This is a genomic window from Tindallia californiensis (assembly GCF_900107405.1).
Lineage (GTDB): Bacteria > Bacillota > Clostridia > Peptostreptococcales > Tindalliaceae > Tindallia > Tindallia californiensis.
In genome coordinates this window covers 140928-157823 of the sequence record NZ_FNPV01000003.1, presented here as the reverse complement: position 1 = coordinate 157823, position 16896 = coordinate 140928, and the positions used below count along the sequence as shown (strand labels likewise).

The window sequence follows — 16896 nt, the reverse complement described above, 5'->3', positions numbered from 1 at the left end:
CATGAAAAAAAGTCGAAAATTACGTGACTACATTATTCGCAGCAACATTCTTGCGGTGCTATTACCTATTCTGATGGTAGGTCTGCTGGTAGTGTCAATTATTATTTATTACAATGAAAAAGAGATGCAACAAAAAAATCATATTATTACCTCTACCATTGCACAGCGGATTAGCCAAATGTTGGATAAACCCATAGCAGATCTGAAAGAAATTGCGGATATAATGGATCGGCAAATTCTATCAACCGATAAGACAATGGAATATTTGGAAACGGTGGTGACTCATGCCGATTATCTGGAAGGCTTAGAGATCATTGATGAAAATGGTCGTGTTCGGTATATGGCACCCTTTGACCAGCATTTGTTGGGAATTAGCCGGGTGAATCAGGCATATTACCAAATCGCCAACCGTCAGGAGAAAGCCTATTTTTCTACGAGCTTTATTTCACAGCAGACAGGAAGTCCTGCCTTGACAGTGGCGATGAAGCATGAATCAAAGGTATTGGTAGCCTATTTGAATTTAGAGCAGATCAGCCTTTTGTCATCACAGTTGAGTGAAAGCTATGGAAATAATATGCTGGTGGCTATCACTGACCGCCGAGGTGTTTATATTTCCTACAAAGAACTGGAAAAGGTATACCAGAGAGAGATGGATCCCAATATTCAGATGATAAGAGAAGGAATTCAGGAAAAAGATTTTTATACCGGGAAGCACCGGGACCACTGGATTACTGCTTACCCTGTCGAAAATGCCAATTGGTATACGATTGTTTATCAATCCGTTGATACGTTGTATGGTACGGTAAAAAGGATTGTTTTCGTGGGTTTTCTGGTAATGCTGATATTTTTTGTCTTGTCTGCCAGTATTACACGGCGAAATTTACGGAAAATAACCCATTCGTTCCAGGAGCTCTTGGCTCAAACTAAGGAAATTGCCAGAGGGAATTACGAGAGGCGAGTTCAAACAGACAGTTTTGAAGAATTTCACCAATTAGCGGAAAGTTTCAACATCATGGTTGATAAAATTGAGTCAAGAAATCGAAGGCTGCGAGACCTAGCCTACTTTGATCCTGTGACAAAACTTCCGAACGCCAGTTATGTACATGATTTTCTTGGGAAAATGCTATTAAAGCACCAGGAGGCAAATAAAAAACTAGCGGTCATTTATTTTGACCTAGATCATTTTAAACGAATCAATGATACCTACGGACACACCTTCGGCGATGAAGTATTAACTCAGGTAGGAGAAAGGTTGTTAGCGGAAGAGAATCAAAGTGGTACGGTAGCTCGGATGAGTGGTGATGATTTTGTTTGTGTTCTTCCAGAAATCAAGGATTTAGAGACGGTGCTGGAAAAAATAAATAGCCTTCGAAAGAAATTTGCTTTACCAATTTCTTCTCGGGACACAGAGGTTTACTTGAATATAAGCTTTGGCATTGCCCTTTATCCAGAGCATGGTGATACGGTGGGGATCTTGCTTCAACATGCTGATACGGCCACTAGTGCATCAAAAAAGGAAGGGCGTAATAAATATACCTTTTTTCATGAATCGATGAAACTTGATTTAAGAAGAAAAATGGATCTGGAAAAAGGGATGAGAAGGGCCTTAGAGAACCAGGAAATGTCATTATGCTATCAGCCGCAAGTATTTGCTAAGACCTTAGAAGACAGGGGGGTTGAAGCGTTGTTGAGATGGCATCACCCGGTATTTGGTTCTGTATCTCCTTATGAATTTATCCAGGTAGCCGAAGAATCCGGACAGATTCTTGCTATTGGAGAATGGGTACTGTCAAAGGCCTGTGAAAAACTGGCGTCCTTTAACGGTAGGCTATCGCACAAGCTTACGATGTCTGTCAATGTATCAACCTTACAGCTCAGAAGCCGTGGCTTTGTAGATATGGTAAAAAAATACGTAAACAAGTATAAGATTAATCCGTCATTACTGGAATTAGAAATGACAGAAAGTGTTTTTATTCATTCTTTTGATGAAGCCGTGACAATCCTAAATGAGCTAAGAGGGATAGGCGTGAAAATTTCTTTAGATGATTTTGGAACTGGATTTTCTTCCCTGTCTTATTTAAGACATCTTCCGATTAATACATTGAAAATTGATAAAGCATTTGTTCAGGGAATGGAAACAGATAAAGACACAGAAGTAATGATTGATTCAGTTATTACGATGGCACATAATATGAATCTGGATGTTATTGCGGAAGGGGTGGAAAACGAAGGACAACTTCAAGCAATGGAGCACTTTGATTGCGATATGGTTCAAGGCTACTATATTAGTCGTCCCTTAACGGAAGAGATGCTTGGAAAATATTTTGAAAAAAAGAATGATGAAAATAGTTGACAAAAATACAAATCCATATTAATATGCTATACAGGTTTAGAAAATTGCAAGTGAAAACAAACAACCGAATAATATGAAACTCTTATCAAGAGTGGTGGAGGGACTGGCCCGATGAAACCCGGCAACCATAACTGTTTATCAGATCGATAACAGCTAAAGGTGCTAAATCCTGCGGAATTTCCGGAAGATGAGAGAGTCAATGTGATTTACTAAATTGCCTCTCTGTCTTGACAGAGAGTTTTTTATTGTTCAAAAAGGAGGAATGGAGGGAAGGGAAAAAGCGGTTATTTGACAGAAAAACAAACTTATAGAAAAGGATGATGAACATGAAAAAAATAATAGTCTTATGGATGGTAGGAATACTTTTTTTACTAAGTGGTTGTGGCAGTTCGGATGCACAAAATACATTGGATCCAAATCATTTGATCATCGGTGTGACTCCGGGACCGCATGAAGAGGTAATGGAGCAGGTTAAGGAAAAGGCTGCGGAGGATGGAATAACCATTGAACTGCAAGTGTTTACAGAATATGTAATGCCTAATATTGCTTTGGCAGAAGGTGAATTAGACTTAAATATGTTTCAACACAAGCCCTATCTGGAGAAGTTCAGCGAAGAAAGAAATCTTGATCTGGTAGACGTAGGATATACCATCAATTTTCCTATCGCTTTGTACGCTGAATCTTTGGAAAATATTTCGGAATTTCAGGAAGGGGATCGTATTGCCATTCCTAATGATCCTACTAATGGCGCGAGAGCATTGATTCTTTTGGAAAGTGCCGGTCTTATCACTTTGGAAGAAGGGGTAGGCGTAGAAGCGACTGTCAACCACATTGCAGAAAACCCTATGAATTTCCATATCATAGAACTGGAAGCATCTCAGTTGCCCCGACAGTTAGGAGAGGTAACGGCAGCTGTTATTAATTCCAACTTTGCTATTGAGTATGGCTTTGTTCCTACCACGGACTCTATTCTAATGGAGCCGGGAGATTCACCCTATGTGAATGTGGTCGCCGCCAGAGCTGAGAATAAAGATGATCCTGCGATTGCTCAGTTGATGGAATATTATTATCAGGATGATATCAAAGCATTCATTGAAGAACGATTTCAAGGTTCCATTGTTCCCGGGTGGTAAAAAGATCCGGAAACAGGAGGACGGAAAGGATAAATGAACAATGATTGAGTTCCAGAATATATCAAAAGAATTCAAAACAGAAGCCCAGACAAACCTGGCCTTGGATCAGGTGTCCTTAAAGGTAAATCGGGGAGAAATATATGGGATTATTGGGCACAGTGGTGCAGGCAAAAGCACCTTGATTCGGGTAGCGAACTTGTTAGAAAAGCCGACGGCTGGTGAAGTTGTTTTTAATGGTGAAACCTTAACAAACTTGACCGCAGAAGCATTGCGAAAAAAGCGGCAGGATATGGGGATGATTTTTCAAGGGTTTCATTTGCTGAAAACCGCTACGGTTTATGAAAACATTGCACTGCCATTAAAATTGATCGGATTAAAGGCTGGTGACATTAAAAAGCGTGTTCACCAATATTTATCGGTGGTGGGACTGTTGGAGAAAGAACAGGCCTATCCATCACAGTTGTCTGGTGGTCAACAACAACGAGTGGCCATTGCCAGAGCCTTATCTCATCGTCCAAAGGTGTTGTTATGTGATGAGGCAACCAGCGCTCTGGATCCGGAAACGACAGAGGCTATTTTAGAGTTATTAAACCAGATTAATCGGGATTTTGGGATTACTATTTTGCTTATTACCCATGAAATGGCGGTAGTTCAGCGAATCTGTGATCGGGTAGCCGTAATGGAAGCTGGAAAGATTGTAGAAGAAGGAAGTTTACTTCAAGTGATTTCATCGCCAAAGCATCCCACGACACAAAAATTTATCAACAGTCAATTTCCCTCAGGTGCCGAAACGCTTATAGAAGGCTCTTGGGTTGAAGGTCATTTGATTGTCGAGTTATCCTTTGTTGGAAATGTTGCGGACAAACCAGTGTTAGCAGAAGTCGCAAAAAAGTTTGATGTTTATCCAAATATTCTTTCTGGCAATATGGTTCCTTTGAAAAAAGATCATTATGGAAAGCTTTTGGTTGAATTGCAGGGTAATAAGATAGAAACAGAAAAATGTTTGCGTTATCTGCAAGAGAAGGGCATTCGCACTGAAATTCTTAAAGGAGTTGGTTCGCATGAAGCTGTTTCTTGATCAATGGGCACCAATAATGGTAAAAGCCAGCCTTGAGACTTTTCAAATGGTAGGAATCGCCATGTTGTTTGCTGTTTTGTTGGGGCTTCCCTTAGGCGTATGCCTCATTTTAACCAAAGATGGTGGTGCTTACGAAAACAAGTATTTTTACAGTGGAATCAACATGGTGATTAATTTTTTTCGTTCCGTCCCTTTTATTATCTTATTGTTTTTTATCCTGCCTTTCACTCGATTACTGGTAGGAACTTCGATTGGGGTCAAAGGTGTGTTGGTTCCTTTAGTCATTCACACAGCACCTTTTGTGGCCCGGTTAATGGAATCAGCTCTTTTAGAAGTAAACGACGGTGTGATTGAAGCTTATGAGTCCATGGGAATTACAACGCCAAAGATCATCTGGCATGTCATGATTCGAGAGGCAAGACCTTCTATTGTGCTAGGGTTGACAACAGCAATCATTTCTCTGATAGGTGCAACGGCCATGGCAGGATTGGTGGGTGCCGGAGGACTGGGAGACTTGGCATATCGCTATGGTCATTTGCGTTATGAAGCAACGGTTATGTACGCCACCGTCGCATTATTAGTTATCCTGGTCCAGTTTATCCAGACCGGTGGGAATAAGATTGCCTCTAACATAAGAAAATAATACAGTGAACAGAGTGAAGAGTAAGAAAGCACAGCCTTTTGGCTGTGCTTTTACGGATGGGTTTCAATGAAATGATCAAGGATATCTTCAATCGAAACAATCCCAACAATGATATCTTTCTCAAGAATAGGCAAGGCAACGATATCATGTTCACGTAAACGTTTAGCGATGGTTACTAAATCCTCATGTGTTTCGCCGTAAACCACGTTTGAGGACATAACCCATTCCACAGGACAACTTTTGTAATGGCCCGGATCCATTAAAAACCGGTAAATATCGGCCTTGACAATCATACCGATTAGATGATTGGCATCATCTATCACCGGAGTGCCATTGATATTTTGTTGCTCCATTATGTCAAGCACTTTGCTCAAAGGATCTATGGGCTTAACAGATATAACGTTTGATTTCATTCGTTGATGGACTTGCATAAGGTCAGCTCCTTTTTATGGTCTAGGGAATAGCACAGGTACCCTAAAGGATATTTGAACGGAATGATCCATTCTTAATTATCGATGATAATAGACTCAAAGCGTCCTTGTTATTGAAAGATGGGTAGTTTTATGGTAACGAGACCACCTTCCTGGCAGTTTCCAGTCTGGATACTACCATGGTATTTGTTGACGATAAGGTCATAAGCGTAGGTAAGGCCAAGCCCTGTTCCTTCTCCTAATTCTTTGGTAGTAAAGAAAGGATTAAAAACTTCTGTACTGTCATGATGTGAAAATCCTTCTCCGCTATCCAACAGTTCGATCACAACACAGTCTGTATTCTGACGGGTTTTAATACTGAGATAGCTGCTATGACCGTCTAAGGCATTTTTTTGATAACGTTTTACTTCGTCAATACTGTTTTGTAGGAGAATCATTAAGATCTGAAAAAAGTCATACTTATTGATAAAGATAAAGGGGTTTTCAGGTGCTAATTTTTTTTCTATATGATCGAAAAGACGCAAATCTGCATCGATATAATAAAACAGTTCTTCGATCATTCCGTTCACATTTTCAGCTTTTGATCCAGCTGGAAATGAAACCCCAGGAGGAATGCTTTCGCAGGGAGAAAGCGGACTGTGACTATCGGTTGGTTGAGACTCATAAAGAAGTTTTTCCTGTCGCAATCGTTCAAAGCCGGAAGAAAAAAGTTCGGAAACAAGTTTTAGGATGAAAGGACAAGAGACATTCCACTTAGCTTTTTCTTTTGTAAAATCAATCCCGATATACCCGATCAATTCTTGACGATAAAAAATAGGGACGGTAATCAGGGATTGGATTCCTTGTTTTAATAAAATTTCTCTTTCGGCACTGGCGGAGGCGTCCATTGACGCTACGTCTTCAATAAAAATAATTTCTCTTTTCAGGAGCTTAACCATCCACCAACGAAAATCATCGGTGGCTAAATGTTGTAACATATTGATCTCAGAAGAAACACCTTCATTGCACCATTCATAAACATTATCCATATAGTTTAGTTGATCACGAAACATAAAAACATACACTCGGGAGGCTTTTGTATAGTGGCCGATCCGCTCCAGACAGTCATCAACCAGATATTCGTTATGAATGGTTAGATCCATCATAATAGAAGAAATGCCGGATAATAAATCCAGTATTTCAGACAACTCATCATCGCATATTTTCTTCATGAAATCATAACTTTCTGACTTCTTTTCCATATAGAATCTCCTTCCAATAAGGAATATAAATTAGCGAAGGTGTCTTTGTCATTACCTTCACAAGTGAATAGGGATTGATAGCATATAATGACAATGTACCATTAATCAAAAAAGGATTCAAGCGGTAAAAGGATTATTTGATACATATCATCCAAAATGTATATAAAAAAATACACATTGATTCAATAGCCTTTTAGGAATTTCTTGTTAGAAAAATAGGAAAAAGATCGGATAGAAGGCTTGTATCTTTTAGTTCTCTCCCATATAATAAGGGGCGCACAAGAATCGACGGGAGGGATTTGATATATGAAATTAAAAGTATGTATCATTGGAAGTGGAAATGGGGCTTTAGCGGCAGCGGCAGATTTAACGCTGCAAGGTCATCAAGTAAACTTTTACGTAAATGATCAATACCGTAACCGGCTGGAATCTTTGTTTTCAGAAAAAACCATTCAATTGGACGGTGTGGGAGCTACAGGAAAAGCGACTCTCAATAAGGTGACTTCAAATATTGATGAAGCGCTGGAAGACGTAGACTTGATTATGCCGGTGTTGCCGGCATACACCATTGCAAAGCTGGCGGAAGAATTGGCAGAACACCTTAAACCGGATGCACGAATTCTACTGGCTCCGGGTAGTACCGGTGGCGCTTTGATCATGGCGAGAAAACTATATGAAAAATTGGGAAATCATCAAATTCGGGTGGCGGAGATTCATTCATTGCCTTATGCGGCCCGAAGCAATGGTGAGCAGAATGAAGCACTGATATTACTGGAGTGTAAGAAATTATACTTTGCAACCTTTCCTTCAAAGTATAACGATGAAATGGCAGAACTGACCAAGCATATTTATCCATCTATTGAGCCGGTAAGAGATGTGCTGGAAAGCTCTTTAAATAACGGAAATCCGGTGTCTCATCCAGCGCCGGTCGTATTAAATGCCGGGAAAATTGAATACTTTAATGGAGAGCATTATCATTACCGGGAAGGGATCACGCCTTCCGTTGCCCGGGTGAATGAACGGGTGGATCAGGAACGACTTTCCATTTGTCAGGCTTTAGGCTATAAAGGAATTCCAGCGGTAGAACGTCTTTATAAAATGGGGTATGCGCCCAAAAGAGAAACCCTTTATGAATGCTATCGAGACAGTAATGCCTTTAATCCGTTAAAAGGACCCAGCAGCCTTCAGGATCGGTATTTGGTAGAAGATACAAAATGTTCTTTGGTGGCACTGGCGAGTCTGGGAGATGCGTTAGGAATTGAAACACCAGTGATGGATTCCGTCATTGTATTGGCGTCAGCGTTGAATGATGAGGATTATTATCAAACTGGGTGCACCGTACAGGATTGGGGACTGGAAGGGAAATCTCTGGGAGAAATAAAAACCTTTTTACAGGAAGGATATAATGGGTAAGTATGTTATAATCAAGGGAAAAGATGCAGGGAGGGTAATGAATGGAACTATCACAAAACATGGTGGATCAGATCATGAACCTTACCGGTGTGATTAATGAAGCCTTTATTCAAATGCAAAAACAGGTAGAAGCAGAGCGGTATGATGAGACGATAATGCTTCTGGAGAATGCAATGAAAGGAATTGAAAGCCTTCAGAAAGCCGTACTACCGATGGCGGCTCAAGTGCCGGAAAATAAGTTTAATGATTCGACCAGGCAATTGATGTCCGAAGTGGGAGGCTTTTTAGAAAGTTATCACCAAAAAAAAGCGGATGAAATGGAGATGCAGATGACAGATCAGGTGATTCCTGCGTTTCAGGTTTGGAAAGAAGAAGTGGAAACGGTGATGGGAGGGATGAAGGAATGGATGTAGCGGCTATGTCAATAGCACTGAACCAGATGAAACTTCAACAGGAAGCCAGTGTATCCGTGCTTAAGATGGCAATGGATGGTGGTTCCTCTCAAATGGAAGGTTTAGAAAAAATGTTGGATGCCAATACAAAAATGTTGGAACAATCGGTAACTCCTCATTTGGGAGGCAATCTGGATATTCAATTATAGGGTTAAGTTTTAGCTGTTTTAGCCGATAATAGTATTGAACGCATTATAACAATAGACAAATTATCAATGGATCATCATAAATCAAGAAGATAAAATACTAAAGAGGTGTTAAAATGGCGATGAATAACCCTTATCCAGAAAACAAACAGATGCAGAATCCTAAAATTTACAAAATGCAAAAACAGGTAAACCTGAACCAAGAGTCCTACCAGGAAAAAACAAAATCAACCGCACAGAATGGGCCCAAACAAGCGAATCCCTACTTGCAATCCCAAGTAATGACAGCATCTCCGCAAGAACTGGTGGTAATGCTCTATGATGGTGCTATCCGGTTTATCAACCAAGCGGTGGCAGCCATTGAAAAAAAGGACATGGAAAAAGCACATCATTTTAATATGCGGGCTCAAAATATTTTTCTTGAACTAATGAACGGTTTGGATCAGGAATATGAAATCTCTGATGAACTGTTCAAAATGTATGAGTTTATTCATTACCACTTGATAGCAGCCAATTCAGAAAAAAGCATCGAAAAACTGAAAGAAACGGTAAACTTAACACGAGAGATGAGAGATACATGGAAACAGGCAATGGAAAGTGTTAAATCCTCTTAAGATTCAGAAAAGAAAAAGAGTGGAGTGGGTGTGGAACCCCTGTTTATGATATAATCATAGGCAGGGGTTGTTTTTATGCTGGATAAGGAAAGCATAGGAGTACCCCTGACGATTAATCCTTTATAAGATGCGAAGTGTCTTTATTCTTGAGATATGAAGGAGTGTGAATAAGGAATGCGATACCATAATTGTCCTGTTTGTGGTCATTTGGTGATGGATCAGCCGGAAGGAGAGCTTCTCTGTCTGGAATGCGCCAAAGAGTCAGGAGATCCTTATAAAAGAGTAAGAGATTATGTCTATGACCATCCGGGAGCAACTGTACTGGAGGCTGAAGAAGCTACAGGGGTGAGCCGGTCCTTGATTATGCGTTATGTGCGGGAAGGTCGCATCTCGCTGTTGGAAAAGCGAAGTATGATGAGGGTTTGTAAAACCTGTGGTGTTGCGGTAGATTATGGGGATTATTGTTTTGAATGCAAAAAGAAAAAGCTTGAAATAGAGCTTAACCAAAAAGGGAACGCCACCAAAAGCCAGGTGAGCAGCTTTGGGCGGCGCCGTCGTCGATAAAATGATCTTGTTTACTGATTAAACATTAAAGCGGAAATTGATAATATCCCCATCTTTTACAAGGTATTCTTTTCCTTCTAAACGGACTTTTCCAAGCTCCTTGAGTTTAACGGTGGAAGGGTTTTCTTTAAAATCTTCAAAAGCGGTTACTTCAGCACGAATAAATCCTTTTTCAATATCAGTATGAATTTTACCGGCGGCTTTTTTGGCAATGGTTTCTTTTCGGATAGGCCATGCCCGGACTTCGTCTTCTCCACTGGTTAAAAAAGAAATAAGGCCCAGCAAATCGTAGGCTGCCCGTGCTACCCGGTGGATACCAGGCTCATGGATACCCAGTTCATCCATAAACATTTCCCGATCCTCATCTTCCAACTGACTAATTTCCTGTTCGGATTTAGCGCTAAGAGCAATTAATGGTAAGTGACGATCTTTACAATAACTTTCCAGCGTATCCTGTGCCGGGTATTTTCCCTCGGAAAGTTGATTTTCGTCAATATTGACAACGATCATCATTGGTTTTTCTGATAAAAACCCAAAGGTTTTTAATAATTCTTGTTCTTCTTCTTCCAGGTTTAGTTCGTGAATCAGCTTTCCATTTTCAAGAGCTTCCTGGCACTTTTCTAGCACTTCTTTTTCAGCCAGATGTTCTTTCGTCACTTTTTTTCCGCTTTGAATCCGCTGGATCCGGTTTTCGATAACCCCCAGATCAGAAAAAAGAAGTTCCATATTAATGGTTTCAATATCACGCATAGGGTCGTTAGAACCTTCTGGATGCAGTACTTGATCATTTTCAAAAACCCTTACCAAGTGAATCAATGCATCTACTTTTCGAATGGTGTCCAGAAACTGGTTACCCACCCCTTTGCCTGTACTAGCTCCTTGAACCAGTCCAGGTACATCTGTTAGCTCTATCGTAGCCGGAGTGATTTTTTTTGGCTGGTAGTGAGTGGCTAAAAAGTCAATGCGTTCATCGGGTATTTTAACAATGCCAGTGTGCGCTTCCACCTTCCCTGTAGCAAAACCGGCCGTTTCTTCTTCGGCACCGGTCAGTAAGTTAAATAAGGTGGTTTTTCCTGTTGTGGGCAGTCCCACGATTCCAATTTTCATTTTCTATTCCTCCTGATTTCCTTCATTTTTAATGAGGCATAGACAATAATGCCTCGGTTATATTTTTTGTTGTTCATTTTTTACGGTTATTTTACGGTTAACGGTTATTTTACGGTTAAAGGAAGCGAGCTAAGGTAAAGTAGCTGATGGCTGATTAATGGCAATATAGGTTTTGACAAAATGCTGATACAAGCCTTGTATTTCCTGTATTTCTTTTACGTGGGCAGAAGGAAAGGCCTGTTGGTCCACCTGGCTAATCGGTAGAACTCCTGGTGAAGTACCGGTTAAAAACAGGCCATCGGCACTTTCCATTAATTTTCGGGTAATAGGCTTTTCTGTGCAAGAATACCCTAGTCGGCCAAGTAAGGATAAAACCGTTTTGCGAGTCACTCCTTCCAATACTTTCTGGGAAGGTGATGTGTAAAACTGGCCATTTTTCACAACGAAAAAATTAGAGCGGCTGCCCTCTGTGATTTCATCAGCTCCATTGATCAGTAAAGCTTCATAAGCACCTGCCGCTTGGATGGCTTTTTGGATAGGTTCCCTAAACTTTGTAGCAATTACCTTGGCTTTGGGGTTCTCTCTTTCAGCCGCAATCCTTATAACAGGAACCCCTTGTTCGAGTTGCCGCTTGGATGGATAATAACTGGTAATAAAGAAAAGGTATAAGGTTAGCGGCTTTTCATCCAGATGGTTCATCAACACTTTTATGTTATGATCACTGACGTGGTTCTTTTGGATCAGTTTGTGCAACTGGTCATGGATTTTTGCTGGTTCGAAAGAGATATCATATCCCAGTAAAGAAAGGGACTGCTGCATCCGATCTAGATGAGCTTCCCAGAAAAGAGGAACGCCGTTAATCACTCGAATAACTTCGTATACCGAAGGGGTGATAATTACTTTTTCCGGATCAAACTGATCGGTAGAATAGGCAAAGCCGTTTCGTAAAAAAAAGTCTTTTTCAATTTCTCGCTGCATCAGCATTACCTCCCAAAGTATCGACTAAGTACTAAAGTATCGACTTAGTACTTAGGTTACAGAATGATTTTATTAGTTACTCCTGATTCTAAACTAATATTGTATCATTGTTCATAAATATTGAAAAGAAGGTAAACTTTTTTGAATTTTATCCGATACTATTTATAACAGGTTAATTGTGTGCTTTTTCAGAAGGGGAAGGATTCAAAGAACCAAATACGCACCATTCCAGGGAGGGAGTAATATGAAAATAGATGGTATTGCTACGGATCGTGTACAGTCAGCACAGATGGCTGAGCGTGTACAGTTAAGGCAGGGAAGCCAGGGGTCGGTGGCTGAAACAGAAAACAACGAAAAAAGAAGAGAAAATAGAGTCACTCAGCAAGAAAGAATGGAAAAACAAATGGAAAAAGGTGACAGAGTTGAAAATCTTCAGGATGCTCTGGATCAGGCCAATAAAAGTTTTGAGCCGCTAAACCGACATTTTGAGTTTTCTTCCCATGATAAGCTGAATAGAGTTATGGTAAAAGTGATTAATACAAAAACGGATGAAGTGATTCGGGAAATTCCACCGGAAAAACTGGTGGATATGGTAGCGAATATGTTGGAAGTAGCAGGAATCTTGGTAGATGAACGTGGCTAGGGACTGTCTTGATCTTTAAGGACAGCGTAATAGAAAGGAGTAGAGGAAAATGATGGATCGAATGCGGTTCGGTGGATTGAACTCCGGAATCGATACCCATGATATGATTGATCAGATGATGAAGGTAGAACGAATGAGAGTGGATCGCTTTCATCAGCGAAGCCAGACCATTCAATGGCGTCAGGAAGCGGCTCATGATATGAACAAACGGATAGCTCAGTTTGTTTTAGACAGCAGGCAAAGCTTTGGGTTAAACCAGGTAAGTTACAGTGGTCAAATCAGAACCTCTGATGTGAATCAATTTGATTGGATTAAAAGTGCCCAGTCCTCTAATGAATCTGTTGTAAGAGCACGAGCTAATGCCAACGCCATTGAAGGAAATCATACAGTGGAAGTAAAACAAAGAGCTGAGGTAGGGAGCATTACTTCAAAAGATATGGCGGCAATTACCTCGGAAGACGGAAGAACCTTTCAATTTGAAGATGGAGTGGAAGAGAAAACCTTAAGCATTCAAGTGGGAGACACCACCAAAGAGTTTACGGTGAAGTCCGGAGACCGAGTTTCCACGTTAGCGGCTGATATTCGGAATGCCACAGATGAAGATGGCAATAGCCTTGGCTTAAATGCCTCTTATGATGCTAACTTTGGAAGAATGATGATTACCACCCGGGAAACCGGATTGGAGCAGTCTTTTACAATCCTTGAAGATGGTCTGGGAGCTAATATGTTTGAAGCTTTTGATGCGGAAGGGAAAATAGAAAGAGAAGGTCAGGATGCCATCATTGAGTTTAATGGAGAAGAAATTAAACATCACAGCAACAATATTGAGATTTTTGGCATTCACTTGGATGTTCAGGGTGGCGCACCTTTGAATGAAGTCACCACCGTCAGCGTTCAAACCGATGTGGACGGTATGGTAGAGAAAATTAGAGATTTTGTGGATGAATATAATAAATTGCTGGATGATGTGAACGAACAGCTTAAGCAAGAAGAGTATCGGGACTATCGACCATTGACAGACGAAGAAAAAAGAGCGATGTCTGATAGTGAAGTTGAGATGTGGGAAGAACGGGCGAAAAGTGGTCTGTTAAGAAATGATGAATCCATGACCCGTATGATGCAAAATCTCCGTTTAGGCATGTATCAGGAAGTGGAAGGAGCCACAGGTGCTTTTAATCAGATTACACAGATTGGTATTACTACTGGGAATTACCAGGACGGTGGAAAACTTGTCATCGATGAAGACCGGTTACGAGATGCGATTAACGAAGACGCAGAAGGAGTGGTAAATCTTTTGTTCAAAACCTCCAATGCGGAAGATCCGGCACAGCGAAAAGCAGAAAGCGGTCTTTTTCAACGTATGAGCGATGAAATGGTAGCGGGAATGCAGGATAATGTTCGCCGATTAGGGGTAGGCGATCATGCTGATACTTTGCGTTCTGTGCAGGGGAATATGTTAGTAGATTTTGTTACAAAAAATAGCAGTTTGAGTGTATCGGATCGAGATATTCTATCGATTAATCAACGAATCGAACGTGAAGAACGCAGACTAGCTCGAAGAGAAGAACAACTATGGGCTCAGTTTACGGCGATGGAAAAAGCAATGGGGCAAATGAACAATCAGGCAGACTGGTTGCAGCAACAGTTAATGCAGTTTTAGGAGGTATGTATGAATAGTGGAATTTCTCTAAAGAATGCTATTAATCTATTGATAGAAAAGCAGGAGATCCTATCGGATCTCCTGAATTTAACTGTGAAACAAAAGGAAATGCTGAAAATTTCTGATGAAGCTTTCAATCAGGAAGCTTTTTTAATTTGCGTGGAAGAGCGTAACCGAATGATGGAATCTATCGATGATTTGGACAAGCTTTTTTTGGAGCAAATACAGAAACTAAAGGATAAAACCGGGTATTTATACTTGGATCAAGTGCCAAAAGGTATTTTTGAAGCGGAGGAAGTAAAGAAGTTACAAGAAACAACTCAAGAAATTCAAGAAAAACTCCAACAAGTGTCGGCCATCGATAATGAAAATAGGGAAACCATGAAAACTTTTATGGAAACACTTAAAGGGGAGATTCAACAGATTCAAAAAGGGAAAAAAGCGATTCATGGTTATGCCAATACCAAGCAAAAACAGCCTTCCTTATTTATGGACAAAAAAGAAAAAAAGGATCATCGTGTCTAATGAGAATAGACGCACAGCGATATGGTTGTATGGTATAATGGAAACGGAACAGAAGGTCTGTGGTTGCAAGTCCATGCCAGTCGCAGGCAAAAGGACCCACGTAACACAGCCAAAAGTGTTGTGGAGCATGGTGCGGCTTAGGAGTAAGTCCTGCCGGGCAATAATGCTCGAGAGAAGTGGCGTGACGGCGAACCCGGAGCAAACCTTCCAGCAGGCGAGTGTGGGGGCAAAGACCAGGTCAGCTTCTGTTCTATAAAAGTCGTTTAGGCGGCTTTTATTTAGTTTTTGCACTTGACTTTTTAGAATGTGGAAAACTATTTTTGTTACTTCGGTTTTCCCCATTTTCTCCACATAAACGAACCTGCTGATTCCAAGTTATCAACAGAGTTACCCACATTATCCACAGGAAAGAAGTGTTTTTATCCACAATCCACAGACTTATCCACAGCTTGGTAACGAAAAATGGAAAAAGAGATAAAACAGAGTGAATAATTGCTGGTTTGATCAAAAAAGAATAGGGTATAAAGTAAGATACATACTTCATGGAAAATCATGAAGCAGCAGCCAGGAGAGACATTAGAAAGAAAACATGTTGGAAAGGGGCTGGAAATATGAAAGTAATCGTAACAGGCAGAAACTTTGACATAACAAATTCTCTGCGAGACACCATTGAATCGAAACTGGATAAGTTAGAAAAGTATTTCAACAAGGAGGCGGAAGCACAGGTTACACTTTCAGTAGAAAAAGAAAGGCAAATTATGGAGGTGACCATTCCCCTAAGCGGCTCCGTACTGAGGGCTGAAGAATCTACAAAAGATATGTATAACACCGTTGATCGAGTGGTAGATAAGTTGGATAGCCAGTTAAGAAAGCATAAAACAAAATTAGAGAAAAATCGCATTAATAATTATGAGACCATTCGGTTTGAAAATATTCCAGCTCAGGAAAAACAGGAGGAAGAAGAAGCTCGGATTGTAAAAACCAAGCGATTTGCGGTTAAGCCGATGAGTCATGAAGAAGCGGTTTTGCAAATGGAATTGGTAGGCCACAACTTCTATGTCTATGCAAATGATGAAACAAGCGAAGTGAATGTAGTGTATAAACGGAAAGATGGAAATTATGGGCTTATTGAGCCGGAATTTGAGTAAAGAAGCAAAAAAATATCAACCTGTCGGATTACTATCCGGTAGGTTGTTTTTTTTTGTGGTTTTTCTGATATAATGATAGTCATGATAAAAAGAATTATTGTTGGAGTGCTTAAGTGAGGAAAGGGAAGCTAATCGTGAGGATGTGATTTCGTGTTCATTGAAGCATTAGTTTTAGGAACGGTAGTTGCTTTCTTTCGGGGAGGCACGGTGAAAAACATGAGATTAATGCATATACGGATGCCGGTGTTGTTGATTGCTGCCTTTTTGTTACAACTGGTGTTGTCTTTTATGATGTTAGCCGGTAGTACCTGGTTTATTCATCACCGAATGCTTCTTTATGCATTGAGCTATGGGATGTTGTTTATTGCCTTGTTTTTTAATCTGGGGCATAAAGTGGTGTGGTTCATTATAGCGGGAAGCATCATGAATTTTGCCGTTATCTTTCTGAGTAATGGCACCATCTTAATTTCAGCGGATGCGTTGCAACAAGCTGGATTTTTGAATCGTCTTTCTTTGATCGAAGCAGGAAGGCTTCCCCACTACACCTTGATAGAAGAAACGACTACGCTTATGTCTTTTTTTGCAAAACGGTTTACCCCACCTTCCTTCTATCCGGTGGCACAAATTTTTTCGCCGGGAGATCTGTTTATTTCACTGGGATTGTTTTTTTGGATACAGCATCTATTTTTGGGAGTGGGGCATTATCAGCGGGCACGAATGCTACAGGTTGATCATCATGGAAAATTTCTTAAAAGGTAAATAATTAA

Annotated in this window: 18 protein-coding genes and 1 riboswitch; of the genes, 14 read left to right on the top strand and 4 right to left on the bottom strand. The window is 40.5% G+C overall.

The window, feature by feature from the left end:
• The first annotated feature begins 1 nt into the window (after window position 1).
• From BLV55_RS04790 to BLV55_RS04775, 4 genes are all read left to right on the top strand, one after another.
• Window positions 2–2353 carry a bifunctional diguanylate cyclase/phosphodiesterase gene (locus BLV55_RS04790; RefSeq protein WP_093311781.1) on the top strand — a complete coding sequence of 784 codons (2352 nt, stop codon included), beginning with the start codon at window positions 2–4 and terminating at the stop codon, window positions 2351–2353.
• A gap of 79 nt (window positions 2354–2432) precedes the next feature.
• Window positions 2433–2547, top strand: a riboswitch (SAM riboswitch).
• Window positions 2548–2679: 132 nt separating this feature from the next.
• The gene (locus BLV55_RS04785; RefSeq protein ID WP_093311779.1) at window positions 2680–3486 is read left to right on the top strand and encodes a MetQ/NlpA family ABC transporter substrate-binding protein; all 807 of its coding nucleotides are present in this window, start codon (window positions 2680–2682) and stop codon (window positions 3484–3486) included.
• A gap of 40 nt (window positions 3487–3526) precedes the next feature.
• On the top strand, window positions 3527–4564 hold the full coding sequence (locus BLV55_RS04780) for a methionine ABC transporter ATP-binding protein (protein ID WP_093311776.1): 1038 nt from the start codon (window positions 3527–3529) through the stop codon (window positions 4562–4564).
• The gene (locus BLV55_RS04775; RefSeq protein WP_093311773.1) at window positions 4548–5207 is read left to right on the top strand and encodes a methionine ABC transporter permease; all 660 of its coding nucleotides are present in this window, start codon (window positions 4548–4550) and stop codon (window positions 5205–5207) included. Before BLV55_RS04780 ends, BLV55_RS04775 begins: the two co-directional genes overlap by 17 nt.
• Window positions 5208–5257: 50 nt before the next feature.
• On the opposite strand, the gene BLV55_RS04770 is transcribed toward BLV55_RS04775, so the two are convergent.
• Together BLV55_RS04770 and BLV55_RS04765 are read right to left on the bottom strand one after the other, a co-directional pair.
• Entirely contained in the window at window positions 5258–5638 is a 381-nt protein-coding gene (locus BLV55_RS04770; RefSeq protein WP_093311771.1) for a CBS domain-containing protein, read from the bottom strand.
• 110 nt (window positions 5639–5748) lie between these two features.
• Window positions 5749–6879 carry an ATP-binding protein gene (locus BLV55_RS04765; protein ID WP_093311769.1) on the bottom strand — a complete coding sequence of 377 codons (1131 nt, stop codon included), beginning with the start codon at window positions 6877–6879 and terminating at the stop codon, window positions 5749–5751.
• Window positions 6880–7185: 306 nt separating this feature from the next.
• Here BLV55_RS04765 and BLV55_RS04760 point away from each other — a divergent pair, with 306 nt between their 5' ends.
• From BLV55_RS04760 to BLV55_RS04740, 5 genes are all read left to right on the top strand, one after another.
• On the top strand, window positions 7186–8292 hold the full coding sequence (locus tag BLV55_RS04760; protein WP_093311766.1) for an NAD/NADP octopine/nopaline dehydrogenase family protein: 1107 nt from the start codon (window positions 7186–7188) through the stop codon (window positions 8290–8292).
• A gap of 41 nt (window positions 8293–8333) precedes the next feature.
• Entirely contained in the window at window positions 8334–8705 is a 372-nt protein-coding gene (locus BLV55_RS04755; RefSeq protein ID WP_093311764.1) for a DUF8042 domain-containing protein, read from the top strand.
• Window positions 8696–8893, top strand: a complete 198-nt coding sequence (locus BLV55_RS04750) for a YjfB family protein (RefSeq protein WP_093311761.1) — start codon at window positions 8696–8698, stop codon at window positions 8891–8893. Before BLV55_RS04755 ends, BLV55_RS04750 begins: the two co-directional genes overlap by 10 nt.
• Before the next feature lie 113 nt (window positions 8894–9006).
• Complete coding sequence (gene fliS / locus BLV55_RS04745) at window positions 9007–9504, top strand: flagellar export chaperone FliS (protein ID WP_242870035.1); 498 nt, start codon at window positions 9007–9009, stop codon at window positions 9502–9504.
• Window positions 9505–9678: 174 nt separating this feature from the next.
• Window positions 9679–10068 (top strand): hypothetical protein, encoded by a 390-nt coding sequence (locus BLV55_RS04740; RefSeq protein WP_093311759.1) that lies wholly within the window; start codon window positions 9679–9681, stop codon window positions 10066–10068.
• 18 nt (window positions 10069–10086) lie between these two features.
• Here BLV55_RS04740 and ychF read toward each other — a convergent pair whose 3' ends face one another.
• Together ychF and BLV55_RS04730 are read right to left on the bottom strand one after the other, a co-directional pair.
• On the bottom strand, window positions 10087–11175 hold the full coding sequence (gene ychF / locus BLV55_RS04735; protein WP_093311756.1) for a redox-regulated ATPase YchF: 1089 nt from the start codon (window positions 11173–11175) through the stop codon (window positions 10087–10089).
• A 129-nt stretch (window positions 11176–11304) separates the two neighbouring features.
• Window positions 11305–12153, bottom strand: a complete 849-nt coding sequence (locus tag BLV55_RS04730) for an aminotransferase class IV (RefSeq protein WP_176968262.1) — start codon at window positions 12151–12153, stop codon at window positions 11305–11307.
• Window positions 12154–12397: 244 nt separating this feature from the next.
• Here BLV55_RS04730 and BLV55_RS04725 point away from each other — a divergent pair, with 244 nt between their 5' ends.
• The 5 genes from BLV55_RS04725 to BLV55_RS04705 all read left to right on the top strand — a co-directional run bounded on the left by BLV55_RS04725 (window position 12398) and on the right by BLV55_RS04705 (window position 16888).
• The gene (locus tag BLV55_RS04725) at window positions 12398–12796 is read left to right on the top strand and encodes a flagellar protein FlaG (protein ID WP_093311751.1); all 399 of its coding nucleotides are present in this window, start codon (window positions 12398–12400) and stop codon (window positions 12794–12796) included.
• A 49-nt stretch (window positions 12797–12845) separates the two neighbouring features.
• A complete protein-coding gene (gene fliD / locus BLV55_RS04720; RefSeq protein ID WP_093311748.1) occupies window positions 12846–14456 on the top strand; it encodes a flagellar filament capping protein FliD in 1611 nt (536 codons plus the stop codon).
• 9 nt (window positions 14457–14465) lie between these two features.
• Complete coding sequence (gene flgN / locus BLV55_RS04715; RefSeq protein WP_093311747.1) at window positions 14466–14981, top strand: flagellar export chaperone FlgN; 516 nt, start codon at window positions 14466–14468, stop codon at window positions 14979–14981.
• 611 nt (window positions 14982–15592) lie between these two features.
• On the top strand, window positions 15593–16129 hold the full coding sequence (gene hpf, locus BLV55_RS04710) for a ribosome hibernation-promoting factor, HPF/YfiA family (RefSeq protein ID WP_093312281.1): 537 nt from the start codon (window positions 15593–15595) through the stop codon (window positions 16127–16129).
• Between the two features lie 150 nt (window positions 16130–16279).
• Window positions 16280–16888 carry a DUF5317 domain-containing protein gene (locus BLV55_RS04705; RefSeq protein WP_093311744.1) on the top strand — a complete coding sequence of 203 codons (609 nt, stop codon included), beginning with the start codon at window positions 16280–16282 and terminating at the stop codon, window positions 16886–16888.
• The last annotated feature ends 8 nt before the right edge of the window (window positions 16889–16896 follow it).